Here is a 25,682-nt window from a genome sequence, read left to right as displayed (position 1 = left end):
CCTGCGTGTCCAAGGCGCTAACGAATCGTTAACATTTTATTAAAAGTGACTCTAGTTCGTTAGATAATACAAAGGGCTGTCCTATAAAGTCATATTCATGACAATAGGACAGCCCTTATTAATTTATTCCAACAACAAACCGAACCTATACAAAATGTTGATCCAAACTCAATTACTCCGCCACTACCGTGCGAATCATAACCCGCAGAGCATCCAGCATCATGGGAATGGGTAGTGATGGCACCGAAGGCTGAAGCACAGCCATCTCTGTTGAAGCTGGAAAATGTACAAATCCGGCACGAATCGGAAGTTGTCTCAATCGGATATGATCCAGCACCCGGTACATCGTATTGTTGCAAATATACGTACCTGCCGTATTGGACACCGCAGCCGGGATGCCTGCTGCCCCCATGTTATTCACCATTGCACGAATCGGCAATGTGGAGAACAGGCCATCCGGGCTGCCTTCCACTATGAGCTCGTCCACGGGATTCTGCCCTTGGTTGTCCGCATAGGAGCCAGGAGGAATATCTTTGACATTAACAGCAATCCGTTCAGGTGTAATAGCTGTCCTGCCTTTGGCCAAACCACAGGCGATGACGACATCCGGTTGATAGGATTCCATCTCTGCGATTAGCAGATCCGCACATTCATCGAAGTGCACAGGCAGCAGCACTGTTTTCAGCTCCGCTCCCTCTATCACTTCATGCGCAAGTGCCTCCATCAGTTCTCCCGTCGGATTCACCGCATCCCCGCCAAAAGGTTCAAATCCGGAGATCAGAATTTTCACCATCGCTTTTCCACTCCTGTCTATTTACTCGGATTTGTACCGCAGGCCCCACTGCCCACGAATCGTGTCCATCAACTTCATGATTTCCAGGGATTCGTCCAGTTGGATCGTTCTGCTCTCCGTACGTCCTTCCAGGATGCAGCGACCTGCTTCCTCCGCTTCAAACGCATATCCAATACACGTCCGGTCATCGATAAATGTCTCCGGTTCGTCCTGACCGTTCACATGTAGATAAGCTTCTTTGCCTGCCAGGAAAAGTGGTAAACGAATGTACCCTTCTGTGCCATATATGACAGCCTCGTTGCTCAAGTTAAGACGAATGGCTCCATTCAGCGATGCAGAACGACCTTCGGAATAAGACAACAGTACGGAGAACTGTTCATCCACACCCGTCTGTCCAATGTTCGCCGTACTCCACACATGCTGAGGCTGCTCGCCAAAAATCATGGACGCGAAGGAGATCGGATATACGCCTGCATCAAGCAAAGCACCTCCACCCAGATCCGGGTTAAGCAACCTGCCTTCCGGCTCCCAGCCTACGCGGAAACCAAAGTCTGCTTTGACCAAACGTACCTCGCCGATTCTGCCTTCCGCAATCCAGGCTCTGGCTTGGGTAATCGGTGGCAGAAAGCGTGTCCACATGCCTTCCATGAGGAAAAGATTGCGCTCACGCGCCTTATCCACCAATTGCTCCAGCTGACGGGCATTCATCGTAAACGGTTTCTCACAGAGTACTGCTTTACCCGCTTCCAGACAAGCAAGCACATTTTCCTTATGTAACGGATGCGGTGTTGCCACATAAATAATGTCCACTTCAGGGTCCTGCAGCATCTCATCATATGAACCGTAAGCGCGTGCAAAACCATATTCAGCTGCAAACTTCTCTGCGCTTTCAGATGTTCGTGAACCCACCGCAGCTTTTACGGCGTTTCCGGCATGCTCCAGATCTCGTGCGAACTGGGATGCAATCCATCCTGTACCCATAATGCCCCAATTCACCTTGTCCCGTCCAACAACTTTCGTCATCGTAAAGCCTCCCCTGATATCAACATATTTTAAAAAGATCACGATCTCGATTAGGCCAACACGGAGTCTTCTTTATTTTACCAAAAAGAACCGCTTGCGTCAGACCCGTTTCATCTTTCACATTCCATGTTGTCATTTTAATGATCTAATTGAGATTCACTCTCATTTCAATTTTTTCGTATTTTTGCTAAGATGATTGCAGATCACGGATGAAAGGACGACCCGACTTTGTCCACACTTTTAACCATTGATAAACTAGTAAAACGTATCGGTTTAACCGAGCAGCGTATTTTATTTGAACATGTGAACGCAGAAGTGGATCAGGGAGAACGTATTGCCATACTCGGTGCATCCGGCCAAGGGAAGAGCACATTGCTCCGCATTCTCGCCCTGCTGGATATTCCTGATGAAGGAGACCTGATCTGGAAAGGAATTTCTTATCGGGATTCGGACCCTCGTATCTGGCGCACACGAATGACTTATGTCGCACAGCAAGCTGTCATGCTGGCAGGCAGTGTGGAAGATAACCTGAAAACAGTGCATCTGCTTCACAGGCAGCCATACGATCAGGATCTCGCCCGCCGCCTGCTTGCAGGTATGGGACTGGAGAATCTTGATATTCATAAGCGGGCCATTGACCTCTCCGGTGGGGAGAAACAGCGCATAGCTCTTATTCGTTCCATGATGCTGCGTCCTGAGGTCCTGCTTCTGGATGAAGTGACTGCTTCCCTGGATCGGACCAACGCACGCCTGGTGGAAGAACAATTGACCCGCTGGAGCCAGCAGGAAGGTACTTCGCTCGTCTGGGTTACCCATGATCAGGAACAGGCACAATCATTCAGTACAACCACCTGGTTTATGGGCAATCAGACACTGCTAGAGCGCCAGCCGACAGCTCATTTTTTTGACAATCCGGCCACGGACCTGGCTAGACAATTCATTATGAACCCTGCCCCTGCGGCAGAATAAGGAGAAATCATGTCACTCATCGCTCTGAGTTTTACCATTATATTTGTGATGGTCACCATGCTCATCTCTGTCTGGCAGAAGCTTGATCTGGAAAAGGATATTGCTATAGGCACTGTTCGTTCCGCTGTACAGCTGTTGCTTGTCGGATATGTACTTCAATTTATTTTTAACTCGGATCACCCCGTTCTTATCATTGCCATTGTCGGATTCATGATTATCGTAGCCTCCATTAATGCTGGCAAACGTGGCAAAGGACTTCGCTGGATTTCCTTATATATTGCGGCTGCAATTACGGTCACGGAGCTGCTCATGATGGGACTGTTGTTAGGACTGGGAATTGTAGAACCTACTCCCCAATACATAATTCCATTGAGCGGGATGACCATCGGTAATGCCATGGTGGTGTCCGGGCTGTTCCTGAATCAGATGAAACGCGAGGTCGAATCCTCCAAAGGAGAGATTGAGTCCCTGCTTGCACTTGGCGCAACGCCAAGACGTGCTTTTCAGGACGTATTGAAACGTTCTGTAAAATCCAGCATGATCCCCACGATCGATGGCATGAAAACGGTAGGACTCGTACAGCTTCCTGGCATGATGACAGGCATGATTATTGCGGGTGCTGATCCGGTTGAGGCCGTGCGTTACCAGATTCTGATCGTGTTTGCTTTTACCAGCTCAGCCGCCATTACCAGCATTCTGCTCAGCATGATGACGTACCGACAGTGGTTCACATCGGATATGCGGCTGCGCTCGCTATGATATATCAACCTCGCGAGGAAAGGAGGTCACACCATGTTAACCCATCCAAGCACCAATAATAACGGCAATACCTCCAACACGTTGACCCAACCGGATCACCCGAAACGCACTGATGAATCCATGACACGAACGGAAATGGATGCTTTTCTTAACGATGCGCTGCTCGAATTGCGTCTGGCAGAGCTGGTTACCGTGAATACGCATTGGCAATGGAGTCAGACTGAGCTCCCTCACCATACCTTTGTCTACATGCATAAATTCACGGGCAAGCTGGTAGCGAACGGTATCGAATCCCTTGTCACACGTAAGTCCGCCTTCTTGTCTACACCGGGAACTTCTCTGGAGCTTTTCTCTGATGCGGACCATGAGATTGAATTGTATATCATTCATTTCGATCTGTTTCGGGTTGCTGAGAAAACGAAAGAACGGCGAATATATGAGCGAGAGCTTGGTTCACCTGTAACTGGGTGGATTCAGGGCCCTTACTATGGGATACAGCGAATTGCCGCACAATTAACAACAGAAGCTTCACAGACCAGCTTGAAAGTGCAGCTGCTTTTGACCGATCTGTTTCATACGCTCTGGCCGCAGGAAGGTCAGGAGCATGCGGAAGCACAGGACGAGCCAGAACAGTGGCTCAGATCCACCTTGCAGTATATGCGGGAAAACTATATGAACGAAATCAAGCTGGAAAAGCTGGCCGAACTGGCAGGTATGCATCCGTCGTATTATTCACAGCTGTTTAAGAGTCGGATGCAGAAAAATCCTATCGAATATATCACTCATTTACGAATGAATCGGGCCAAGGAATTGCTCATGACTTCAGATCTGCGTATTCGTGATGTAGCCCGCCAGGTAGGCTATCGGGACGAATTCTATTTCAGCCGCCGCTTCAGGAACCATGCCGGTTATGCGCCAACTTCCTATGCCAAGCAGGTACATCGAAATATCGTCTCACTCTCCTATCCATACACCGATCACCTGATGACTCTTGGCATCACACCATGCGCAGCGCAGATCCAGGGCCATCTGCCCCATGTTCCCAAATCGTTGACGCTGCCGTTCCATGCCTATGAACCGTGGGAACAGGGACGACAGGCATTCCTTGATGTGAATCCCGACTTAATTCTGACCAAGGACAACGCAGCCGCTAAAGCGATGGAACATATCGGAGATGTCGCTCCCATCATCACCATCCCTTGGAATCAGACAGACATGTTTGGTCATTTGCAGAAAATTGCCTCTATCGTGGATCGTACTCAAGCGGCAAAGGAGTGGCTGGATCGGCATGAGCGTAAGGCGGAGCGGGCACGCAAAAAGATCAGAGATACAGCAGGTCAGGTCACCGTCGCGATCTGTACCTTAACTGCAAAAGGACCGCGCATGTACAGTAATCGCAACTTCGGTCATGTATTTTACCGAAGCCTGCAACTGTCCGCTCCTGATCGAATTCAGAAAGAACTAACAGGCAAACCTGCCGGTGTGGGATTCAACTGGATGTCTTTCACGCCTGGAGAATGGGATGGATTGGAAGCGGATGTGCTGCTGATTGCGGTTACGTCCATGCACGAACGTACTACTCTGTTACAGCAGATTACGGCTGATCCGTTGTGGGAAAACTATCCTGCGGTAAAAGCTGGGCGTGTGCATGTCATAGACTGGAATTCATGGGTGGTATACGCTCCGTATTCCATCAACATCCAGCTCGATGAAGCGCTCTCTATGTTGACGAACAAACCAGCATTTCTGTAATCTAAAAAATGTCCATCTCTATAATCTTAATTTATGCCATGTACGGGCCTGAATTAAGATTTTATAATGTTCACTAATTGATAATGATAATCAATAACAACAGCAATGCGTTGTTGGTAACAAAGGAGTGACCCGCATTCAACATCCGGGACTGTCACAACGTCCGTCCAAATCAAGAAAATCCGCAGTGACGGTTGGCCTGATGTTTTTGGCGGCCATTGCCGCACTGCTGCTTAGTATGTTTGTCGCCATTTCTCTTGGTGCCAAGGGGCTGACACTGGAGACTGTGTGGACTGCCATATTTCAGTACAATCCTGCTTTGACGCCGCATCAGATTATTCACGAGCTAAGGCTGCCACGTGTCATTGCTGCTGCTGTGATTGGCGCAGCCTTTGCTGTAGCTGGAGCGCTCATGCAGGGAATCACACGTAATCCGCTGGCAGACACCGGCATTCTGGGGATCAATGCGGGCGCTACCTTTGTCGTGGCGCTCAGCTTCGCCTTCTGGCCAGGATTGCCTTATGGCTGGATTATGTTCCTGTCATTTGTAGGGGCTGTGCTTGGCACGCTGCTCATTTTCCTGCTGGGCATGGCGGCACCCGGAGGACTGACGTCCATCAGGCTTACCGTTGCGGGTGCCGTTATTGCAGCTATGCTGAGTTCGCTTAGCACCGGTGTCGCCATATATTTTGACTTGAGCCAGGATTTAGCCTTCTGGTATGCGGGTGGTTTCGGGGGAATTGAATGGCGGCATCTGAAGCTGATTCTGCCTGTTCTGCTGGTTACTCTCGTGCTCACTTTGCCTATGGCCCGTCGGATATCTCTCATGTCGCTAGGAGAAGAAGTTGCGATTAATCTCGGAATCAACCTCCGCTGGACCAGACTGTTTGCCTTGACGGCGGTTGTTGTGCTGGCTGGCGTATCCGTTTCTGCTGTAGGCTCGATCGGCTTTGTTGGACTGGTCATACCACATATTTCTCGCAAATTGGTTGGCGTGGATTATCGACTCATCATTCCGATGTCCTCCCTGCTCGGAGCCGTCTTGCTGGTGCTCGCCGATCTAGGATCACGCATTGTGAACCCGCCTCAAGAACTGGCTGTAGGCATTATGGTTGCCTTTGTCGGTGTACCTTTCTTCCTCTATCTGGCCCGTAAAGAAAGGAGGGCCCTATAGCGATGAACACGAATACACCTTCACGAGGCAAACGTTCCATAGCGGTCAGCGTTGCGCTGCTCTGTATCGCCTGTGCCGTTATCGTTATCAGCCTCAACTCGGGAACAATTCGCCTATCACCAATAGCCGTGCTTCACACCCTGCTTGGCTATGGTACGCCGGATGATCAGATTGTATTGTTCGACTATCGACTGCCACGCATTCTGGTTACTGTACTCGCCGGAGCGGGACTCGGTGTTGCCGGTGCTGCGCTGCAAGGCATTACACGCAATCCATTAGCCGATCCGGGCATCCTCGGCTTGCATGCAGGTGCGGCTTTTGGATTGATGGTATTCGTAAGCTTCTCCCATTCCATGAATGGTTCGGTGGCCTTGCTGATTCCGCTGTTTGCTTTTGCAGGCAGTGTCGCCGCGGCGTTGATTATCATGCTGCTATCCTATGACCGACATAACGGAGTATCCCCCATTAAGCTTATTCTGGTGGGCATTGCCGTAGCAGCCGGTTTCCATGCCCTGACGCTCTATCTGTCCCTGCGTTTGGATGAAGACACCTATTCCTTCGCCGCCCGCTGGCTGGCAGGTAGCGTCTGGGGCAGAGACTGGGTTCATGTTCAGGCGCTGCTTCCATGGGTTGTGCTGTGCATCTCGTACATATGGAGCCGCTCCAAAACGCTGGATGCCTTCAATCTGGGAGATGCTGCCGCGACCAGTATTGGTACACCCGTCAGATCCCAACGTGTTATTTTGCTATTGTGCACGGTAGCATTGTCTGCCGTCAGTGTGTCTATGGCTGGCGGGATCGGATTCATTGGTCTGGCGGCGCCGCATCTGGCCCGCAGACTGGTTGGCCCGATGCATCGCCATCTGATCCCAGCCGCCGGACTCATCGGCATGGTGATCCTGGTTGCTGCCGATACGGTTGGGCGAACGATCTTTCAGCCTAATTCCATTCCGGCAGGTGTTGTGGTCGCGGCGATCGGCGCACCTTACTTTTTATATCTGCTGGTACGAACCAAGTAATAAATTTATCGGAACAATCCGAATAATTTCACCGGTACACCCAACATAAAAACAACATCCATGAGATGTTCAAGGAGATTGAGATTACCCATGTTAAAGAAAAACCTTATGCTCTTCATGAGCATCTGTCTGGTGCTTGTACTCGCAGCCTGCGGGAACGCCAATAATTCATCCTCTGCGTCGGAAGGTTCTACTACGGACACTTCGAACGCTACACAGGATACCAATTCCGCTTCCGGGGATCAACGCATCGCATCCATGTCGATCCATCTGACCAATGACCTGCTGTCTCTCGGCATTACACCGGTTGGTTCGGTGATCGGCGGGGAAGCCAAAGCCTTCCTGTCCCATGTTGCTGACCGTCTTCAAAATACAATGCCGCTCGGTCCCGTTAAGGACCCGGACATGGAAGCCTTGCTTGCCCTGAAACCAGATGTCATCTATCTGGACGAAGAATTCTCCGGTGATGATATTGCCAAATTCGAGAAAATCGCCCCTGTACACGTCTTCAATCTGGATGATGGCACTTGGCGCGACCATCTGAAAGACATTGGTAAACTGGTCAACCGCGAGAAAGAAGCAGAGCAATACATTCAGGATTATGCAGCTGAAACGGAAGAAGTGAAATCCCTGATTCACGATACAATCGGTGACGGCACCGTAATGGCTATCCGTGTTACCGCCAAAGAACTGCGTGTATTCAGTACACGCCGTCCAATGGGCCCAATTTTGTATGAAGATCTCGGGTTAACTCCAGCTAAAGGCATTGAGGAATTCGATTCGTCCAAACCGTATCAAGTTGTTTCACGTGAAATACTGCCGGACTTTGATGCAGATGCAATCTTCGTTGTTGTGAACTCGGATGATGAAGCTCAGAACATGTTCAAAGAACTGCAAAATAATCCGATCTGGCAAGGACTGAAGGCTGTCAAAGCAGGTCATGTCTACCCAATCGGTGCTCAACCTTGGTTGGACTATTCTTCAATCGGCAATAAAATGGCCATGGATGAAGCCAAAGAAATGTTCTCTAAGAAATAAAATGATCCTTACGCACAACATTTAAAAAAACACCAAAAAACCTCTCTTTGTAGATAGGAACAGAGTCAGCTAACATGCTCTCTTCATCCACTCAAAGCAGAGGTTTTTTTGTATCCATTTTAAAAAATCAAAATCACTTGACGATATGTCAAATGAAACTTATCATTTAGTTAGTCGACTAATTAAAAGGATGGAAGCGCTTATGAAATCAGATCGAAATGAACGGTTAATGGGACAGTTATCAGAACTCGTCAAGCTACAGCGTTACAAGGTTCATGAGAAACTTATCAACCACCCTGAGTTGTATCCTGGACAACCGCCGCTGCTATTCCAGCTTGAACGGGAAGATGGTCAGACCCAGAAACAACTGGCCGAACAGCTTCGCCGCGCCCCTGCAACGGTAACGGTAATGCTGAAACGTATGGAAAGCTCGGGTTTTATACGGCGTGAAGCTGACCCGAAGGATCTGCGCAGTCTGCGTGTCTATCTGACCGATCAAGGCCGTGCTGCGCTTAAGGAACTGAGAGAAGTATTCCAAGAGCTTGATCGCCAAGCCCAGAAAGATTTTACACCTGAAGAATCGCAGCTGATGTCAGCGCTCGCCCAGCGTATGGTTCAGAATCTGCGAGAATATTAAGTGAGATTCATCTGTCTGCATAAATTTTTGCAACATGATTATTTCATATCGAATGAGGTGATTTTTCCCATTGTGGACGTTAAAACGATTTCTTACCCCGTATAAGTCAGCGGCCATTCTTGCTCCGCTACTCATGGTCCTTGAGGTTGCTATGGACCTGCTTCAACCCAAGCTGATGTCCAGCATTGTGGATGATGGTGTTCTTGCAGGGAACCTGTCCCACATTATGACTACAGGTTTGTTTATGCTTCTTTTTGCGTTAATCGGATGGGTTGGCGGTGCAGGATGTACGCTGTTTTCAAGCAAAGCTGCCGTTGGATACGGAACCGATCTGCGCCAGGAATTGTTTGATCATATCCAGAAGTTCTCGTTCCGTAATCTGGATACCTTCCAGGAAGGCTCGCTTATTACTCGCCTGACGAGTGATATCACCCAGATGCAGACCTTTGTACAGATGCTTCTGCGTATGTTTATCCGTTCGCCGATGCTGATCATCGGCAGTATTATTATGGCGTTTACGATCAGTGTCAAATTGGCGCTCATTCTCATTTTGTCCGTGCCGATTCTGTTTATCATCTTATATATCCTGATATCCGCTTCCTATCCGCTGTTCGCCAGCGTTCAGAACAAACTCGACAAGGTGAACGCGGTTCTTCAAGAGAATCTGGCCGGCATTCGTGTCGTCAAAGCTTTTGCACGCGCACGTCAGGAGAAGAAGCGTTTCCAGCAAGCCAATGAAGACTATACCCATACGGCAGTGAAAGCTTGGCGCATCGTATCGCTGAATGCACCGGTATTAAGCCTGATGCTGAATGCGACCATTGTAGCGGTGCTGTGGTTTGGGGGCTTTCAGGTGGTAGGAGGCGATATTGCCGCCGGGGATTTGATTGCTTTTATCAACTACGTAACGGTTGTACTCTCGTCGCTCACTTCAATCGGTATGATGATGATGAGCTTCTCCCGCGCCAAAGTGTCTGCAACACGCATCAACGAGGTGCTTCACACCCAGCCTGATATTCAATCGGGAGATGATATGTCTCGTAAAGGAGCAGGTCAGGTGGAATTCAAGGACGTATATTTCCGCTATGATGGAGAACATACCCTCTCCGGAATTACACTGACGGCTCGGCCGGGAGAAAAAGTGGCCCTGCTCGGATCTACAGGATCAGGCAAAACCTCACTTGTACAGCTGATCCCCCGCTTGTATGATGCCTCACAGGGTGAAGTGCTCGTGAATGGAGTGAACGTGCGTAACTGGGATCTCCAGGATCTTCGCAGCCGTGTGTCCATCGTATTACAGGAATCCATCCTGTTCAGTGGCAGCATCCGGGATAACATCTGCTTCGGCAGACCTGATGCAACAGAAGCTGAACTACGTGCCGCATCTCAAGCGGCGGCGGCTGATGATTTTATTATGAATCTGAAAGATGGATATGACTCGGAGTTGGGCCAGCGCGGGGTCAATCTCTCAGGTGGGCAGAAACAGCGTATTTCTATCGCCCGTGCCCTACTCATGCAACCGGAGGTTCTAATTCTGGACGACAGCACCAGTGCCGTCGATCTGCGTACCGAAGCAAGTATTCAGAAGGCGCTGCATTCACTAATGAGAAATAGTACCACCTTCTTGATTGCACAACGGATCTCTTCTGTAAAGGATGCAGACTGTATTTACGTGCTTGATGAAGGAGAAATCGTGGCAAGTGGTACACATACACATCTCATGGCCCATTCGTCACATTACCAATCCATCTATTATTCGCAGCAACGGAAGGAGGATGTTCAATTTGGCTAAAAACGCTTCTTCCTCCATCCATCAGACCGTTGTCCCACCGATGATCGGAAGACCTGGGCCACCCGGCCGAGGTCCGGTTCCCAAAGTAAGAGCCAAGAACGCACGGCACGCGATCATCCGAGTATGGTCATACATGGGACGTCATCGCAAAGGGGTTATCACTGCTCTGGTACTGACGGCTCTTGGAACGTTACTTAATCTGGCAGGACCTTATCTGCTCGGCCGTGCGGTCAATGAACATATCGTTCCCAAAATTACGGACGGTCTGCTGAAAGACTGCATGTTATTGCTGACCGTATACGTCCTCGGCTCGTTCATGATGTGGGCTCAATCCTATGTCATGATCGGTGTTTCCCAACTGACCGTAAAAGATCTGCGCCATGCTCTGTTTTCACGGCTGCAACAGCTGCCGATCAGCTTTTTTGACAAAAATCAGAGCGGTGATCTGATGAGCCGGGCTACCAATGATATCGATAACGTGTCCACGACGCTGAATCAAAGTGTAACTCAATTGATGTCCAGCGCCATCTTGCTGGTTGGCTCCCTGTCGATTATGTTAGCCCTGGATGTCCGTCTGACACTGCTCAGTCTAGTCACGGTTCCCCTGATTACGATCGCCACTCGGCTGATCGCTTCAAGAACACGCAAACATTTTACCGCCCAGCAAAAGTTGCTTGGTGAGCTTAATGGCTACGCTCAGGAAACCATTGCTGGACAAAAGGTGGTTGCAGCCTATAATCGTCAGGAGCAGGCACAAAAACATTTTCAAAATTTGAACGAAAAGCTTCGCACTTCCAGTACCCAAGCTCAAAGCGTATCAGGTCTGGTCGGGCCAACGATGAACGTTATGAACAATATCGGCTTTGCCATACTGGCAGCCGTAGGTGGATGGATGGCTTATCATGATCTGACGTCCATCGGGCTGATTGTAAGTTTCCTTGCTTACTCCCGCCAGATTGAGCGGCCCATCAATGATTTGGCGAACCAGTACAACCTGATTCAGGCAGCTATTGCAGGTGCCGAGCGCGTATTCCACATTATTGATACACCAAGTGAATACGTGGAAGAACAGAAGAAACAACTGCAGCAGATTCAGGGGAAAGTTGTATTTGAAGATGTATCCTTTGGGTATAACTCCGAGAGGGAAATCCTGAAAAAGGTCAGCTTCACCGCCAAGCCAGGCGAGATGATTGCACTTGTCGGACCGACTGGAGCGGGTAAAACGACCATCATCAACCTGCTGCCCCGTTTTTACGAGATTACGGGCGGACGGATTACCATTGATGGCTGTGACATCTCCGAACTGGAGAAAGACCAGCTAAGACGCGAACTTGGCATTGTGTTACAAGATGCCTATCTGTTCTCCGGCACCATTCGTGACAATATTGCCTACGGCAAACCCGATGCAACGGACGAACAGATCCAGCAAGCAGCGAAGTTGGCAAATGCCCACTCCTTCATCCGCAAATTATCGCAGGGTTACAATACCCCGATCATTTCCGGTGGCAACAATCTGAGTCAAGGACAGCGACAACTGTTAACCATCGCTCGTGCCATTCTCGCTGATCCTGCGATTCTTATTCTGGATGAAGCGACCAGCAGCATCGATACACGCACCGAAATGCAGATTCAGGAAGCGATGCGCACCTTGATGAAGGATCGCACCAGCTTCGTCATTGCCCATAGGTTAAGCACAATTCGTGAGGCCGATCAGATTCTCGTTATTGATGACGGCAAGATCGCCGAACGAGGCAGCCATGATGAGCTGATGCAACAGCAAGGTTTCTATTATCAGTTGCATCAGGGACATATCACCTGATTGGGTTCGTGTTCATTGATTAACAAAAACACATAACCACAATCAATAACGCCGCAAACGGTTCTTCAGGAGCCAATTGCGGCGTTTTTGGTTATTAGAATCAAGCTCCCATAGGCAAATGAAGGGTGAATGTAGAGCCAATCCCCATTTCACTATGCACGGTAATTTTGCCATGATGATCCTGAGCGATTTTCTGACAGAGTGCCAGTCCAAGTCCTGTACCTTCTTCCTTGGTGGTATAGAACGGATTAAAGATCGTTGCCAGAGAGTTCTCTGGAATGCCGCTGCCCGTGTCGGTAATCGAAATAAGTGCTCTATTTCCATCATGTAACAGATCAATATGCACTTCACCCGGATCTTCCATCGCTTCAAAAGCATTACGGATCAGGTTGATTAGAACCTGTACGATCTTGTCCCGATCCATGTTAACCACGACTGGCTCCCCAGTCATTTCAAGTGTAATTCGATGGCCTCGTGATGCTGCATCCGACTCGGTTAACGACATGACACGTTCGAGACACTGCCCTACTCGTTCAGGTTTCATGTGATTGGTGTGTGGTTTGGAAAATTGTAAAAACTCAGCCGTTAGCTCTGTTACACGCGTGATCTCCCCCATGATGACTTCATACCATGGTGCGATATTGAAGGCCTGCCCCCGTGAAAGCTGCAGGAAACCTCGAATCGCAGTCAGGGGGTTGCGAATTTCATGAGCCATGCCCGCGGCCAGTTCACCAACAGCCCGAAGTCTTTCGGAACGAAAGACCTCCTCTTCGTTTTTTAACCATTTATTGCGTTGCTGCTGAAATAACCTGTCCTCCGCCACCGTAATAAAGTGTTGTAACGTCTCCGACATTCCCGGATACAAGGAAATACTGTAGTTCACCTGCAACCCCCGCAACTCCCCTGACAGCAGTGACGACATGCGTTCTTCAATATTTTGTATTTCAGGCAAAATGACGGCATAGCGATCTCCTGCATAGCGGGATATACCGTATGCATCCGAAAACTGTGTCGTAATAATTTCGCCTGTATTTCCGATTACGCTGCACCAGTTGTCTTCGACCTCTTTGTCAAACCCGTTAAAATTCTGAATATTCAGGATTATCAGCAGAAAGGAGCGGTGCTCCTCCACCGTTTTATTAAGAGCATCCATGTAACCTTCGTAATTCAGCAACCCGGTGAGCGGATCATGGAGGGTGAGAAAGTGATTTTTCTCCCGAAGCCTGCGCTTCTCTGCCTCACTGTTAATCAAGGTATGATAAAAAAATATAATGACAATCGCCGTTAACATGTCAAACAGGGATACCAGCAAAGCATATGTATCAATCGGTACATAGGAAAGCCGAATCACTGTATATTCGAGCAATAACAGCATCGAAATGGGTAAAGTCTGCGCAACACGTTGTTTATTTTGAATCATCGACATGATCAGCAGATAATATAACAATTCGCACCAGTTCAGTTCACTGAAATAATGGAATATGCCGAGAAAAATCCAATGGATATTACGCAATGCAGGATAACGTTTCTCCCCATATATACTTGCTACAAATAACACACCAGCACATATCATTAACGCGAGATGGGGAGTAAGCCCTAGAAAATAAGAGGACAGGATAACAAGCAGACATCCCAACGGGAAAATAAGCATTTTCATCGTGTAACTTAGCAAAAGGCCTCGCCCCCTTTGACATAATTCTCACATCTAAGATCTTATTTACATGTATTATATCGATAATGATTAGCTAATGTTGTCGATTAGTGGAAGCTTGTCAAATTCACATGAATGTATAAATTTATAATTAAAATAGGACAAACGGTTTATAGGAAAACGGAGATTGCGAAACTATCATACATCACATTGATCAATACTGTGTTACAATACATTAATGGATTTATTTAGGATAAAACCTTGGTTATGGAGGGATAAGCATGATACAACAAAGAAAACCTTTGGGCATCGGGACACTTTCTCTGCTGGTTCTCGCAATGGGGCTGGCCTTTAATTTTCCCTGGGGCACAGAAAAGGTACAGATCAGCCACTATTTGTTTAATCTACTGAACGTGCCTATCTATAGTAATGGAGACCAGGGACTTCACCTTCCCTTTGTGGCGGCGGCAATCTTCTGGATACCTGCTGTAATTATCGCTAGCAAGTATCGTTCGCACTATGGTACAAAGGTAGCCTTTAACGTAGCCGCGTTTATGCTGCTTCTATGCATCGTTGGTCCTGTGGTTAATATTGTGGACAGGTTTGTAAATTCATAAAATAAAGAAGCCAGCACTCTTGAATGACAAGAGTGCTGGCTTCTTTGATTCAATTCTACACTTCTATTTTTTCGCCATATACTTGCGGATATCAAATGCCACAGCAGCCACAATAATCAACCCTTTAATAATCAGCTGCCAGTAAGGACTTACACCGATAAAGGTCAGACCATAGTTGATAACTCCAAAGATCAGAACCCCTGCCATAACGCCGGGCACCGTACCAATACCACCCGCTGTGGAGACGCCCCCCACGACACAGGCCGCAATAGCATCCAGCTCATACATGTTACCGTAATTGTTCGTTGCCCCGCCCGTACGCGCGGCTTCCAGCACACCGCCCAGTCCATACAGTGCACCTGCAATGGCATACAACGCAATCAGGTTGCGTGCCACATGAATGCCGGACACATGCGCAGCCTGAATATTGCCACCGATGGCATACATATTCTTCCCAAGGCGGGTCTTGTTGAAGACGACCCAGCAGATCAATGCCACCCCTATAGCAATCAATACAATATACGGAATGGAATAACCACCGCCAAGATCAATGTAACCAGATCCAATAACGGTAAAATCCGATCTCAATCCACCAATGGGTTGTGACTGATTGGGCTCTGTATCAAAGTAAATCGAGTTCAGACCATATACCGCAACCATTGTGCCCAGTGTGGCGATAAAGGGTGGAACATGCAATTTGGCTACAATGATGCCGTTGACGAGACCCACTGCCAAGCCTGCGATGATCCCGATAGCGATTGGCAATCCTACCCAATACTGTGGCAGATCGGGAAAGAACCGATTGGCATATTCGTCGATTTGCAGCATCGATGCGGATACAACAGCCGTTAGACCAACGACCCGTCCTGCCGACAAATCGACCCCGCCCGTTACCAGGATAAACGCCGCCCCCAGCGCAATGATGGCCCGTGTGGAGGACTGTTGTAATATATCCCGCAGTGTAGAGAAAGCAAGAAAGTGCGGATCGGCAATGGCAATGCCAATGACGAGCAGGATCAGCACAATAAAGATCGCGCGCTGCGCCACATACTGCTTCACCTGATTGATAACCTGTGTATTCATATGTTCCCTCCTGACTAAGCCATCCGCTGCTGTGCGGCCAGCCTCATGATATCCTGCTCTGTTGCCTCGGCTCCATCCACGATTCCGGTGAGCCGTCCTTCGCTCATGACCATAATTCGATCTGACATGCCCAGCAGTTCGGGCATCTCCGAGCTGATCATAATAATGCTTTTGCCCTGCCGGGCCAGTTCCGTAATAATGGTGTAGATTTCAAATTTCGCGCCCACATCAATCCCACGTGTCGGTTCATCGAGCAGTAGAATTTCAGGGTCAGTCAACAACCATCTGGCCAGAAGTACCTTCTGTTGATTACCACCAGAAAGGTTTCTAATTAGTGTGTTAACTGAAGGGGTTTTAGTTCTAAACTTCTGAGTTTGCTCGCGTGCCTCATCTCGGCCTTTCTTCTCATCTAACAGGCCTATCCGATTCTGGTAACGTCCAAGACTCGCAATAATCGTATTTTCATACACAGACAACACTGGAAAAATCCCTGTGACTCTTCGCTCCTCGGTCAGAAGAGCAATGTTATGACGCTTTGCTGCGGCAGGTGACTTGATCTTCACCTTGCGCCCATGAATGGAGATCGTCCCTGAAGCAAGCCCGCGTAAGCCAAAAAGTGACTCAATCAATTCCGTCCGCTGTGCCCCAACAAGGCCGCCAATTCCAAGAACTTCGCCTTTCCTCAATTCAAACGTCACATCACGGAACGAATTCGGCTGGCTGGAGGTTAAGCCTTCTGCCTTCAAAATCACTTCTCCAGGTACGTTCGTCCGTTCCGGGAACCGTTCATCCAGATCACGTCCAACCATGCGGGTAATGATCAGATCGGTCGTTAAATCAGCAGCATCCCAGGTACCCACTACAAAACCATCCCGCATAATCGTGACCTCATCCGAGATCGTCAGAATTTCCTCCATCTTGTGCGAAATGTAGATAATAGACACCCCGCGACTGCGCAGCTGATTAATAATGGCGAAGAGCTGGTCTACTTCCTTGCCCGTGAGCGAGGAAGTTGGCTCATCCATCACGATAACTTTAGATTGGAAAGAGACCGCTTTGGCAATTTCCATCGACTGTATTTTGGAAACGGATAAAGTTCCCGCCTGAGCCTTGGGATCAATGTCCAGATTCAGGTCCTTGAACAAGGCTAGTGTATCAGCGTACATTCGTTTCTCATCCACCAACAACCCCCTCATCGGAAACCGCCCCAGCCAGATGTTCTCCATCACCGGACGGTATGGCACCGGGTTCAGTTCCTGATGAATCATCGATATGCCATGTTGAAGCGCCGCTTTCGAACTCGGAATTTCCACCTGATTGCCGTCCATCCGAATCGTTCCTTCATCCGGGCGATACATACCGAATAGACATTTCATCAGCGTGGATTTGCCAGCACCATTCTCTCCCATCAGCGCATGAACCGTACCCGGCTTTACCTTCAATGTGACCTGACTCAGTGCTTGCACACCCGGAAATGCTTTGGAAATTCCGTCCATCTCCAGCAGGTAAGGTGATTCCATCTTTCATCCTCCCCTTCCGTAAACCCGGCAAAAAAAGGACGCCATCTCATGACGGACGTCCCTGTTTGCTGCTGTTATTGGGCGTCGGCAATGTTGTCTTTCGTAATTTTTTTGTAGGCAATCCAGACGTATTTGCCATCCGTAATGTCATAACCCGTGTTTTCCTTCGTTGGCGTCTCACCCTTCGCAAGTACGGAAGCCAGTGCAACCGTAGCTGCGCCCTGGTTCTTGGCATCATTCAACACCGTGCCCAGCATCGTTCCGTCCTGAAGGGCCTGAATGGCCGGAGCAGTTGCATCGACGCCGACAACCGGCATCGTTTTGCCGTCTTTGAAGTATCCCGCTGCTTTCAACGCTTCAATGGCTCCAAGTGCCATGTCATCATTGTTAGCCAATACCGCTTCAATTTTGTCTCCGTGGGAGGCAAGGAACGCCTGCATTTTCTCCTGTCCTTTGACCCGATCCCACATCGCGGTGTCTTCCGCCAATGCTTCCACTTCAATTCCGGCATCCTGGATGGCCTGAACTGAATATTTGGTCCGTAGCTCAGCATCCTGGTGGCCTGGCTCGCCTTTCAGCATGACGTACTGCAGTTTACCATCACCGTTTTTATCTGCTTCCGGGTGGGCCTTCCAGTAGTCCACAATGAGCTGACCGGAGATCGTGCCGGACTCTTCCGCCTTGGCTCCAACGTAATACACTTTATCCCACTTGTTCATGTCTTCAGCAACCGGCTCACGGTTCAGAAAGACAACTGGAATGCTGGCCGCTTTGGCTTTATCAATAATGACACCTGCTGCGGTCCGGTCAACCGGATTCACGGCCATTGCGTTGTATTTCTTGGATACAAACAGATCGACTTTCTCATTCTGGGTCGGCTGTGCGTTCTGGCTATCCACGATATCGAGTGTGGCTTTGCCTTCCGCTGCTGCGGTCATTGCATTCCGCACACCCGTCATGAACGTGTCATCGAACTTATAGATCGCCACGCCAATCTTCGGCGTTTCCGTCCCTGCCGCCGTCTTGCCTCCTGTATCTGTTCCTGTACTTCCGCCTGCGCTGTCTCCGCCACTGCTGCACCCCGCCGCCGCAACCATACACGCTGTAAGCAACAATGTCATCCACGTTTTCTTCATATCCTAATGACCTCCCCCAAGTTCATTCGGCTTTACCGATGTCTTTATTATGAAAGGGTTTACAATAAATTCGAATACAATATCTTCCTCTGTTTTATCGAAATCTTCCTCAATTGAGCCTTTACTGTACAAAAGGAAACAACAACTTCTGATTATCCATCCAGAACATATTGTCCGTACTGACAAGCTTCGTTTCTAGCGTTACCCTGGCTTGCACCTGTTGATTGTTCAATCGTGCAACGGCCTGATTCACACCAAGATACCCTGCGCTGAATCCATTTTGTACGATCAAATGTTGAATTCTGCCTTCCTGTAACTGCTCTAACTGCTGCTGTTCACTGCCAAATCCCACAATCTTCACCTTGTTACCATTGTTCTCGGACGTACGTCGATTGAGTTCATCCGCTACCCCCAGAGAAGCAGGTTCCTGAAGGGCAATCAACCCGTCCACCTGCTGCTGGTCAAGCAGTTGCTTCGACGCTTGCCAGCAAGCATCCCGGGTGCTGCATACGGATTGGGCCTCCACATGAATGTCCGGGTATTGAGCCAGTGATTCCTTTATCCCTAACTCCCGGTTAATCAGAACAGGATTTACAGGATCAGGACCAAGCAAGGCTATACGTCCTCGTCCTCCCAGAAGCACAGCCATGGCCTGACCCGCCTGCCGTCCAGCTTCAACGTTATCTATCGAGATAACACTTGTTATGCCTTTTACAGGAAACTCGTCATTCAACAAAATGACGGGGATAATCACTCCGTTGGCATCTTTAGTCTGTGCCTTCTCAATGATGTCGCTGAGTGTCTTCTCACTCAAGGGATCGATCAACAGGGCCGATGCTCCCTGCTCCAGTGCCAGTGATACCGCATCCACCTGGGCTTGTTCACGCTCGCTCAGTGAATAAGTCCCATTTTGCAAATGCTCTTGCTTTACCTTTCCCTGTCCTGCTGTGAAGTCAGGGTTAGAAGGCGCGTAAGTTAACCCCTCCGAGGGAAAAGCCTCCACCGTAATAAGCTCCGCTCCCGTTTCTTTGGCAGCCGCTTCGGCCCCAAGACGTATCGCTTCTGCGAGTTCTCCGGTTCCCGCTGGCGTAATCAGTGCAATACGCGGCGGCGATCCCGCTGAATCAGCATTCGACATACCGCACGCTACACATAACAGCAGGCAACAAATTGCTACTGTCATGGCCATATAACGAAGGAGAAGAACTCTCATCCGTATGACTTCCACGCGAGGGCAGATGTTTATTTTCATAACTAGATGCCCCATCCAGTCCGTTCTATTGATCTTATTCGCTTTCATGAGCATCGTCCTCCTCTCGTTCCGATTGGATCGGAATCCGAATCCAGACGGTCGTTCCTTCCTCCAGCTCACTCTCGAATTCAAGACCGTAAGCTTCGCCATAATAGAGCTGAATCCGATCATGCACATTGCGTACAGCTACACCTGATCCTGCACCACTTTTCACGATAGGACTGCCCATCAAAAGTTTCGACATCTGATCTTCTGTCATGCCGACCCCATTATCCGTAACACGAAATACCAGCTTGTCGTCCTCTCGGTATACACGAATCTCAATACATCCCTCGTCCATATGATATTCAATGCCATGCACGATCGCATTTTCAATGAGTGGCTGAAGCACCAGCTTAAGTGTCAGACAGTCCAACGTATCCTCATGCGCCGTCATGCTAAAATTAAATTTGCGCTTGAACCGCATCTGCTGAATCGTCAGGTAATGGTGGGCGTGCTCCAGTTCTTCCCTGACCGTAATAATCGTTTTGCCTTGACTGAGACTGATGCGAAACAATCGGGATAACGAAGTGATCATCGTAATGACTTCCTCATTCCGGCTCATGCCCACCATACGCACGACCGAATTCAACGTGTTGTAGAGGAAATGTGGATTGATCTGAGCCTGCAAAGCTTCCAGTTCGAGCCGACGCTTCTGCTCCTGTTCATGAATGATTTCATTCATCAAGGTCCGAATTTTATAGACCATCAGGTTAAAACGACGGGATAAACGTTCCACTTCCAGCGGCCCTTCGATAGGTAGCTCCACGTTAAAATCCCCTCGCTCCACAGCCTTCATCTTTCGTTCCATCCGCCGGATCGGACGTGTCAGACTGGAAGAGAGGAACAGCGAGACGAGGATGACCAGTACCAGCACAACCAGCAGTACCCGAATCAGATATCCATTGACCTCCTGGCGGGTTGTCATGATCTCATCCAGATAGGCCACACCTACGATTTTCCATCCAATATTGGCGACAGACTTGACCGCATTCAACCTTTTCTGCCCATCCGCCTCATCTTCATAACTGCCGGTTGCAACCAGCGCCTGTTCGATATTTTCACTCTTGAGCCCCATGTACATCAATTGCTGCTGCGGATGGTAGACGATATTGCCTGCACTTTCGTCGATAATGTAGACGTATCCCCGCTGCCCCAGACTGACTCGGCGGCTCAGTTCGTCCATTTGTTTGAAGTTGATATCCACCAGCAGAATGACCTGCCGATCCTGACCATTTTGACGTACAGTAATGCCTTTGCTCATAGAAACGACCCATTTGTATGGGCCTGTGTACATGTTCTGGATATGAGGCAGTGAGAAACTAAGGTGATCCGGCACTCGGAGGGCAGATTGAAACCACCCTTGCTGTGTTACATGCGCACTCGGTTTTAATTCAGCTGAAGGTCTATTCTTGAGCAAATGCCCTGTTGAATCCAACAAAGTAATGGAGATGATATCTTCGCGGCTGCTAAGCAGCGTATCCAGCTGTTTATCTACCTGATCCCCTTCCCACGTGCCATCCCGCAGCATATGTTCTTCGATGGCTCGATACAGATGCGACATGCTGCGAACATAATCCTCCAGATTGTAACTGACCTGATCCACGATCTGCCTCGTCGTCAGCTCCGCACTTCGCTCCGCGGCCTGCGTGAATTTGTCATGCAGCAGCATCGCCATGATGGTCAGCACCAATACAATGAAGACAGAGAAGGACCATGTAATAATAAAGCGGATACTGCTGACTCTGGATGAACGCAGCCTGGACCGAAGCTTGAGCCAAAGGGATCTTATCCATCCGGCAAACGTTCTCATCGGTTTGGGCCTTCACTAGCTGTTAGTGCAGTCTGTTTGCGATATTCTTTGGGCGAGACGCCGATATGTTTTTTGAAGCAAAAACTGAAATAATTCGGTTCTGCGAAGCCTACCTGACCAGCAATCTCAAACGACTTCATCTCTGTGGATCGAAGTAATTCCTTCGCCGCCTCCATCCGGATCTGCATCAGATATTGCAGGAAGGTAAGCTGTACTTCTTTTTTGAAAATGCCACAAAAATAACCCGAGCTAATATGCAGATGCCCACATACTTTCTGAATGGACAGATCCGGATCGGCGTAGTGTTCTTTGGTAAACGACAATGCCTGTTCCACAATATCCTTGTATACATGCTGCCTTCCGCTGGCAATGCGATGTTGAACGAGCAGACAAACCTCATGCACCTTACCTTGTGCCTCAGACAACCCAGGCAAACGGAACAAATCGGCATACAACTGGAACCCTGCCCCAAAAATGTCCTCCATGGCCTCGCCCGATGCCTGAGCTGCCTTCCAAACGTTTGTTAAAACTTCAATCAGATACAGTTGAATGTCACTTCGCCCATGCTCCACCGTAATTTCCCGGAAAATGATCTCTAGCGCGTCCTCCAGCTCCGCCTGCGTACCCGCTTTCAGACAACGTGTCAGCGTTTGCTGCTTCAACTCGTCAAAACGCAATTTGCCCGCCGTCTGCCGCTCCACATCTGCAATATAGATAAGGGGATCGGTCCCCGGTACAAGTCGATAATCCAGTGCCAGTAGTGCATCCTCATAGGCATGCTTCACACCTGCCAGTGTGTTCACGATTGAGCCCGATCCAACAGTGGCAGGAATACGCAGATAGTGATTGATGCTGCGCATTACATTTTCCAGCGCCTGCTGCTGTCGTTTCTCCCCATCTTCTCCACCCCACCGATCTACATAGAGCAGCACAATCGTCTCCTGATGCATAAAAGCATGTCCGGCCCCGTGTTCCGTCCATACCTCTGCGGCAATGTTCAGCGCAGCGAACTGCTTCAACTCCGCATCCGCAGATTGGTCTCCGTCCATATGAAGGGTCAATACGGATACTCCATAGCGTTCACCATGCAGATCCAGTCCGCATTGCTTTGCTTTGCCATGGATATATTCCGGTGATTTTTGCCGATGCAGCAAAGTGGCCATCAGGTCCGCCTGTAACAGGGGCAGGCTTGTATAATAATGGTCGCGCAGCTGCTGTACATCCTCTCGTTCGGCCACTTCAGCCGCCATCTGCGCACGCAACCTTGTAAGCAGTTCTGTCAGATGCCCCGCCGAGAATGGCTTCAGTAAGTATTCATCCACACTCAGCGAGACCGCTTGTCGGGCGTAGTCGAATTCATCATATCCAGTCAAAATCACCACTTTCACAAGCGGATTGCGCTCCCGCAACCTTCGAGCAAGTTCAAGTCCATCCATAAATGGCATGCTGATATCCGTTACCACAATATCCGGCTCCACTCGTTCGGCCATCTCCAGTGCTTCACGTCCATTCTCCGCCAGACCAACTATGCGCAGATCGAGCGCTTCCCAATCTACCTCTACAACCAACCCTTCGCGTACATCCTCTTCATCATCCACCAGCAATACCCGGTACACGTCAGATTCCTCCTTTATTTAACGGGCCTTAAGCCCAAGCAATAATGTATATGTCGATATGATCCAAGGTTGCCATCATAATATACAATATAAATTTAATTATGTAATCGCTTACTTTTAAGATGATAAGATTGATATAATGTGCGCTCACAAACGAAATATATGGTAAATTATTGAAAGGAGTTAATTAAGAAAAAGGATAGGAGTCTATTAACTTATGAATTACTTGAAATCCGGAATGATAACGACTGGTATTGCCGCAATATTAATTTGCAGTGGTGCAATCACGGAGACGATTCGAACCGATCGATTTGAAGCATCCACCGAGTCTTCACTCTGGGAGAACCAACCTCAAGAACTTCAAGAGAAATTAACAAAATCATGGAGGGGAGGAATAGAGGCGATACGTACCACGCTGAATGAGAATAGTGAGAAGGAGAATATAACTGAATGGAAACTGTTTTACAGCTTGGAGGATTCATTAAACACCCTTCCCCATAAAGATCACTCTTCCTTCATCGCTGCCTATTATAGTAACGAACGAAGAACCATGCTGGAAAACGGAGATTTCATGCCTGCCTTGCTTTTACATCCCGATCATACAAAGGCGATACTTTTTTGGGAAAAGCTTGATGGAACCTATGCCATGATTACATTAGAATCGCAAATTAATGCAAACAACAAGCCTGAATGGGATGTAAGTCATTCTTGGATAACCAAACAACCCTCATCCACTTGAAGTGGGTCAGGGCATCATTGATCCTATATCCATTCGTAATGCCTCATAAAGAGTGCTGCATGTACTTTAATGCGGTTCCGTTTCTCCATCCTCTTCTGCTGACAAAGATAAATTGGCATTTAACCCCTTCACATAAATCATCGTGGTATCCGGATTGATATGCCCCATCATTTCTGCCAAGCGATGCAGTGGTGTATGCTCGGCCATAGCGTATCCGAACCGATGACGCAGATCATGGGAACTTAGCCCTTCCAGACCGGCTGTAGTCATCACCTTTTTGATCAAATGGCGCAGCGCCCTCTCCGTTAAGCGATCACTGGTTTTCTCGGAAGGAAACAGGTAAGGACTATCCGGTGCGAGGCCAACCATGTACATCTTCAATAAAGCAATACATGTCATGTTCAGCGGAATTTTCCGTTGACCGTTTCGTTTATCGGCCCGCACGGTAAGTTGCCCGCTTCTTTTGCCCAATTCAATATCACCGGGAGCGAGGTTGCATATCTCCATCGTTCGTATACCGGTATGAAACATGAGGGTAAGGATGGTCTGATCCCGAAGCGAGTTACCGTCTTCGACGGCAGATATGAATGATTGTTCTTCCTCGGTGGTCATTCGGCGGGGGCTAACCTTGTCTTCCGGAATGAATTTCAAAGGTTTGGAAGGATTACTGCTAATCCTGGCTTCCGATGTAGCCCACTTAAAAAAACGCTTCAATGTAATCAGTCTACGATTAATGGTAGACGGCTTCAATTGCATTACCTTTTGTGAATCTTCCCGATAACGGACCAAAGTCGATGTATGCACGTCTTCGATTCGAAATGAGATCTCTTCACTCCGAGAATCGTTCCCTATATACCATTCGGTAAAATGCTTCAAATCACTCGCATATTCCTTCAAGGTTTTGGGAGTCAATTCTCCCTGGTTCGTAAGCATATGTATGAATTCCTGAACAACCATTTCCCCTTGTACCGAAGTACCAGAACCCTTATCCATTAGAAAAAACCTCCAAATCTTGACTTATATTAGCGGACATGGTATTATCATATTAATCGATACATTAGCGGACATCAAGTCTGTGGGTTGAATATACCTGATTAGCGTTGATTTTTAAAATTAACCTTTTCAAAATGGTCGTTTAAAAACTTATTTTTTGGAGGAACTACATGCAAACAGGTACAGTGAAATGGTTTAACGCGGACAAAGGATTTGGCTTTATCGAAACTGAAGAAGGAACAGACGTATTCGTTCATTTCAGTGCAATTCAAGGCGACGGTTTCAAAACATTGGATGAAGGACAACGCGTCCAATTCGAAGTAACTCAAGGTAACCGTGGTCCACAGGCTGAGAACGTTACTAAAGTTTAATTATATTAAAGCTGCCTTGTACAAGGCAGCTTTTTGTTTTATTACATGAGCATTTTGCATAGATTCAAAGAGCGTCT

General features: G+C 48.5%; 22 protein-coding genes. 12 read left to right on the top strand and 10 right to left on the bottom strand.

What is annotated here, in order from left to right:
- Positions 1–172: 172 nt before the first annotated feature.
- Entirely contained in the window at positions 173–793 is a 621-nt protein-coding gene (locus BUA17_RS23245; protein WP_072735167.1) for a pyroglutamyl-peptidase I, read from the bottom strand.
- Positions 794–814: 21 nt separating this feature from the next.
- Positions 815–1,816, bottom strand: coding sequence for a Gfo/Idh/MocA family protein (locus BUA17_RS23240; RefSeq protein ID WP_063568237.1), 1,002 nt, complete (start codon positions 1,814–1,816; stop codon positions 815–817).
- A 228-nt stretch (positions 1,817–2,044) separates the two neighbouring features.
- Between BUA17_RS23240 and BUA17_RS23235 the strand changes: the two genes are divergently transcribed.
- From BUA17_RS23235 to BUA17_RS23195, 9 genes are all read left to right on the top strand, one after another.
- Positions 2,045–2,785: an ABC transporter ATP-binding protein gene (locus BUA17_RS23235; RefSeq protein WP_072735166.1), complete on the top strand. Its 741-nt coding sequence runs from the start codon at positions 2,045–2,047 to the stop codon at positions 2,783–2,785.
- 9 nt (positions 2,786–2,794) lie between these two features.
- The gene (gene fetB, locus BUA17_RS23230) at positions 2,795–3,544 is read left to right on the top strand and encodes an ABC transporter permease (protein WP_064640349.1); all 750 of its coding nucleotides are present in this window, start codon (positions 2,795–2,797) and stop codon (positions 3,542–3,544) included.
- A gap of 33 nt (positions 3,545–3,577) precedes the next feature.
- The gene (locus BUA17_RS23225) at positions 3,578–5,296 is read left to right on the top strand and encodes an AraC family transcriptional regulator (RefSeq protein WP_072735165.1); all 1,719 of its coding nucleotides are present in this window, start codon (positions 3,578–3,580) and stop codon (positions 5,294–5,296) included.
- A 202-nt stretch (positions 5,297–5,498) separates the two neighbouring features.
- The gene (locus tag BUA17_RS23220) at positions 5,499–6,470 is read left to right on the top strand and encodes a FecCD family ABC transporter permease (RefSeq protein ID WP_064641087.1); all 972 of its coding nucleotides are present in this window, start codon (positions 5,499–5,501) and stop codon (positions 6,468–6,470) included.
- Positions 6,471–6,472: 2 nt separating this feature from the next.
- On the top strand, positions 6,473–7,489 hold the full coding sequence (locus tag BUA17_RS23215; protein WP_072735164.1) for a FecCD family ABC transporter permease: 1,017 nt from the start codon (positions 6,473–6,475) through the stop codon (positions 7,487–7,489).
- Positions 7,490–7,579: 90 nt separating this feature from the next.
- The gene (locus BUA17_RS23210; protein WP_072735163.1) at positions 7,580–8,527 is read left to right on the top strand and encodes an iron-hydroxamate ABC transporter substrate-binding protein; all 948 of its coding nucleotides are present in this window, start codon (positions 7,580–7,582) and stop codon (positions 8,525–8,527) included.
- 202 nt (positions 8,528–8,729) lie between these two features.
- Positions 8,730–9,164 carry a MarR family winged helix-turn-helix transcriptional regulator gene (locus tag BUA17_RS23205; protein WP_063568243.1) on the top strand — a complete coding sequence of 145 codons (435 nt, stop codon included), beginning with the start codon at positions 8,730–8,732 and terminating at the stop codon, positions 9,162–9,164.
- 70 nt (positions 9,165–9,234) lie between these two features.
- On the top strand, positions 9,235–10,956 hold the full coding sequence (locus BUA17_RS23200; RefSeq protein WP_072735162.1) for an ABC transporter ATP-binding protein: 1,722 nt from the start codon (positions 9,235–9,237) through the stop codon (positions 10,954–10,956).
- Complete coding sequence (locus BUA17_RS23195; protein ID WP_170867920.1) at positions 10,940–12,775, top strand: ABC transporter ATP-binding protein; 1,836 nt, start codon at positions 10,940–10,942, stop codon at positions 12,773–12,775. The genes BUA17_RS23200 and BUA17_RS23195 overlap by 17 nt, the downstream gene beginning before the upstream one ends.
- Positions 12,776–12,875: 100 nt before the next feature.
- On the opposite strand, the gene BUA17_RS23190 is transcribed toward BUA17_RS23195, so the two are convergent.
- Positions 12,876–14,447 (bottom strand): ATP-binding protein, encoded by a 1,572-nt coding sequence (locus tag BUA17_RS23190; protein ID WP_244552214.1) that lies wholly within the window; start codon positions 14,445–14,447, stop codon positions 12,876–12,878.
- A gap of 260 nt (positions 14,448–14,707) precedes the next feature.
- Between BUA17_RS23190 and BUA17_RS23185 the strand changes: the two genes are divergently transcribed.
- Positions 14,708–15,043 (top strand): hypothetical protein, encoded by a 336-nt coding sequence (locus BUA17_RS23185; RefSeq protein ID WP_072735161.1) that lies wholly within the window; start codon positions 14,708–14,710, stop codon positions 15,041–15,043.
- 63 nt (positions 15,044–15,106) lie between these two features.
- On the opposite strand, the gene mglC is transcribed toward BUA17_RS23185, so the two are convergent.
- The 6 genes from mglC to BUA17_RS23155 all read right to left on the bottom strand — a co-directional run bounded on the left by mglC (position 15,107) and on the right by BUA17_RS23155 (position 23,502).
- Complete coding sequence (gene mglC / locus BUA17_RS23180; RefSeq protein WP_072735160.1) at positions 15,107–16,126, bottom strand: galactose/methyl galactoside ABC transporter permease MglC; 1,020 nt, start codon at positions 16,124–16,126, stop codon at positions 15,107–15,109.
- Positions 16,127–16,140: 14 nt separating this feature from the next.
- Positions 16,141–17,646, bottom strand: a complete 1,506-nt coding sequence (locus BUA17_RS23175) for a sugar ABC transporter ATP-binding protein (protein WP_072735159.1) — start codon at positions 17,644–17,646, stop codon at positions 16,141–16,143.
- Positions 17,647–17,720: 74 nt separating this feature from the next.
- On the bottom strand, positions 17,721–18,782 hold the full coding sequence (locus tag BUA17_RS23170; RefSeq protein ID WP_063567849.1) for a galactose ABC transporter substrate-binding protein: 1,062 nt from the start codon (positions 18,780–18,782) through the stop codon (positions 17,721–17,723).
- Between the two features lie 121 nt (positions 18,783–18,903).
- Positions 18,904–20,082, bottom strand: a complete 1,179-nt coding sequence (locus tag BUA17_RS23165; RefSeq protein WP_170867919.1) for a substrate-binding domain-containing protein — start codon at positions 20,080–20,082, stop codon at positions 18,904–18,906.
- Positions 20,069–21,886, bottom strand: coding sequence for a cache domain-containing sensor histidine kinase (locus BUA17_RS23160; protein WP_083584832.1), 1,818 nt, complete (start codon positions 21,884–21,886; stop codon positions 20,069–20,071). The genes BUA17_RS23165 and BUA17_RS23160 overlap by 14 nt, the downstream gene beginning before the upstream one ends.
- The gene (locus BUA17_RS23155) at positions 21,883–23,502 is read right to left on the bottom strand and encodes a response regulator (RefSeq protein WP_072735158.1); all 1,620 of its coding nucleotides are present in this window, start codon (positions 23,500–23,502) and stop codon (positions 21,883–21,885) included. Before BUA17_RS23155 ends, BUA17_RS23160 begins: the two co-directional genes overlap by 4 nt.
- Positions 23,503–23,719: 217 nt before the next feature.
- On the opposite strand from BUA17_RS23155, the gene BUA17_RS23150 reads away from it, so the two are divergent.
- Positions 23,720–24,241 carry a hypothetical protein gene (locus BUA17_RS23150; RefSeq protein ID WP_072735157.1) on the top strand — a complete coding sequence of 174 codons (522 nt, stop codon included), beginning with the start codon at positions 23,720–23,722 and terminating at the stop codon, positions 24,239–24,241.
- Between the two features lie 66 nt (positions 24,242–24,307).
- Here BUA17_RS23150 and BUA17_RS23145 read toward each other — a convergent pair whose 3' ends face one another.
- The gene (locus tag BUA17_RS23145; RefSeq protein ID WP_072735156.1) at positions 24,308–25,234 is read right to left on the bottom strand and encodes a tyrosine-type recombinase/integrase; all 927 of its coding nucleotides are present in this window, start codon (positions 25,232–25,234) and stop codon (positions 24,308–24,310) included.
- Between the two features lie 170 nt (positions 25,235–25,404).
- Between BUA17_RS23145 and BUA17_RS23140 the strand changes: the two genes are divergently transcribed.
- Positions 25,405–25,605 carry a cold-shock protein gene (locus BUA17_RS23140; protein WP_062320808.1) on the top strand — a complete coding sequence of 67 codons (201 nt, stop codon included), beginning with the start codon at positions 25,405–25,407 and terminating at the stop codon, positions 25,603–25,605.
- The last annotated feature ends 77 nt before the right edge of the window (positions 25,606–25,682 follow it).

Origin of the sequence: Paenibacillus sp. ov031, from assembly GCF_900143165.1 — a bacterium.
Taxonomy (GTDB): domain Bacteria; phylum Bacillota; class Bacilli; order Paenibacillales; family Paenibacillaceae; genus Paenibacillus; species Paenibacillus marchantiae.
This window is presented reverse-complemented; position numbering and strand designations above follow the sequence as displayed.

Coding starts and splice junctions, on each gene's coding strand:
- BUA17_RS23205 (WP_063568243.1), top strand. CDS start 8,730: ATGAAATCAGATCGAAATGAACGGTTAATGGGACAGTTATCAGAACTC.
- BUA17_RS23210 (WP_072735163.1), top strand. CDS start 7,580: ATGTTAAAGAAAAACCTTATGCTCTTCATGAGCATCTGTCTGGTGCTT.
- BUA17_RS23225 (WP_072735165.1), top strand. CDS start 3,578: ATGTTAACCCATCCAAGCACCAATAATAACGGCAATACCTCCAACACG.
- BUA17_RS23165 (WP_170867919.1), bottom strand. CDS start 20,082: ATGAAAGCGAATAAGATCAATAGAACGGACTGGATGGGGCATCTAGTT.
- BUA17_RS23140 (WP_062320808.1), top strand. CDS start 25,405: ATGCAAACAGGTACAGTGAAATGGTTTAACGCGGACAAAGGATTTGGC.
- BUA17_RS23215 (WP_072735164.1), top strand. CDS start 6,473: ATGAACACGAATACACCTTCACGAGGCAAACGTTCCATAGCGGTCAGC.
- BUA17_RS23240 (WP_063568237.1), bottom strand. CDS start 1,816: ATGACGAAAGTTGTTGGACGGGACAAGGTGAATTGGGGCATTATGGGT.
- BUA17_RS23160 (WP_083584832.1), bottom strand. CDS start 21,886: ATGAGAACGTTTGCCGGATGGATAAGATCCCTTTGGCTCAAGCTTCGG.
- BUA17_RS23185 (WP_072735161.1), top strand. CDS start 14,708: ATGATACAACAAAGAAAACCTTTGGGCATCGGGACACTTTCTCTGCTG.
- BUA17_RS23245 (WP_072735167.1), bottom strand. CDS start 793: ATGGTGAAAATTCTGATCTCCGGATTTGAACCTTTTGGCGGGGATGCG.
- BUA17_RS23170 (WP_063567849.1), bottom strand. CDS start 18,782: ATGAAGAAAACGTGGATGACATTGTTGCTTACAGCGTGTATGGTTGCG.
- BUA17_RS23195 (WP_170867920.1), top strand. CDS start 10,940: ATGTTCAATTTGGCTAAAAACGCTTCTTCCTCCATCCATCAGACCGTT.
- BUA17_RS23175 (WP_072735159.1), bottom strand. CDS start 17,646: ATGGAATCACCTTACCTGCTGGAGATGGACGGAATTTCCAAAGCATTT.
- BUA17_RS23150 (WP_072735157.1), top strand. CDS start 23,720: ATGAATTACTTGAAATCCGGAATGATAACGACTGGTATTGCCGCAATA.
- fetB (WP_064640349.1), top strand. CDS start 2,795: ATGTCACTCATCGCTCTGAGTTTTACCATTATATTTGTGATGGTCACC.
- BUA17_RS23145 (WP_072735156.1), bottom strand. CDS start 25,234: ATGGATAAGGGTTCTGGTACTTCGGTACAAGGGGAAATGGTTGTTCAG.
- BUA17_RS23220 (WP_064641087.1), top strand. CDS start 5,499: ATGTTTTTGGCGGCCATTGCCGCACTGCTGCTTAGTATGTTTGTCGCC.
- mglC (WP_072735160.1), bottom strand. CDS start 16,126: ATGAATACACAGGTTATCAATCAGGTGAAGCAGTATGTGGCGCAGCGC.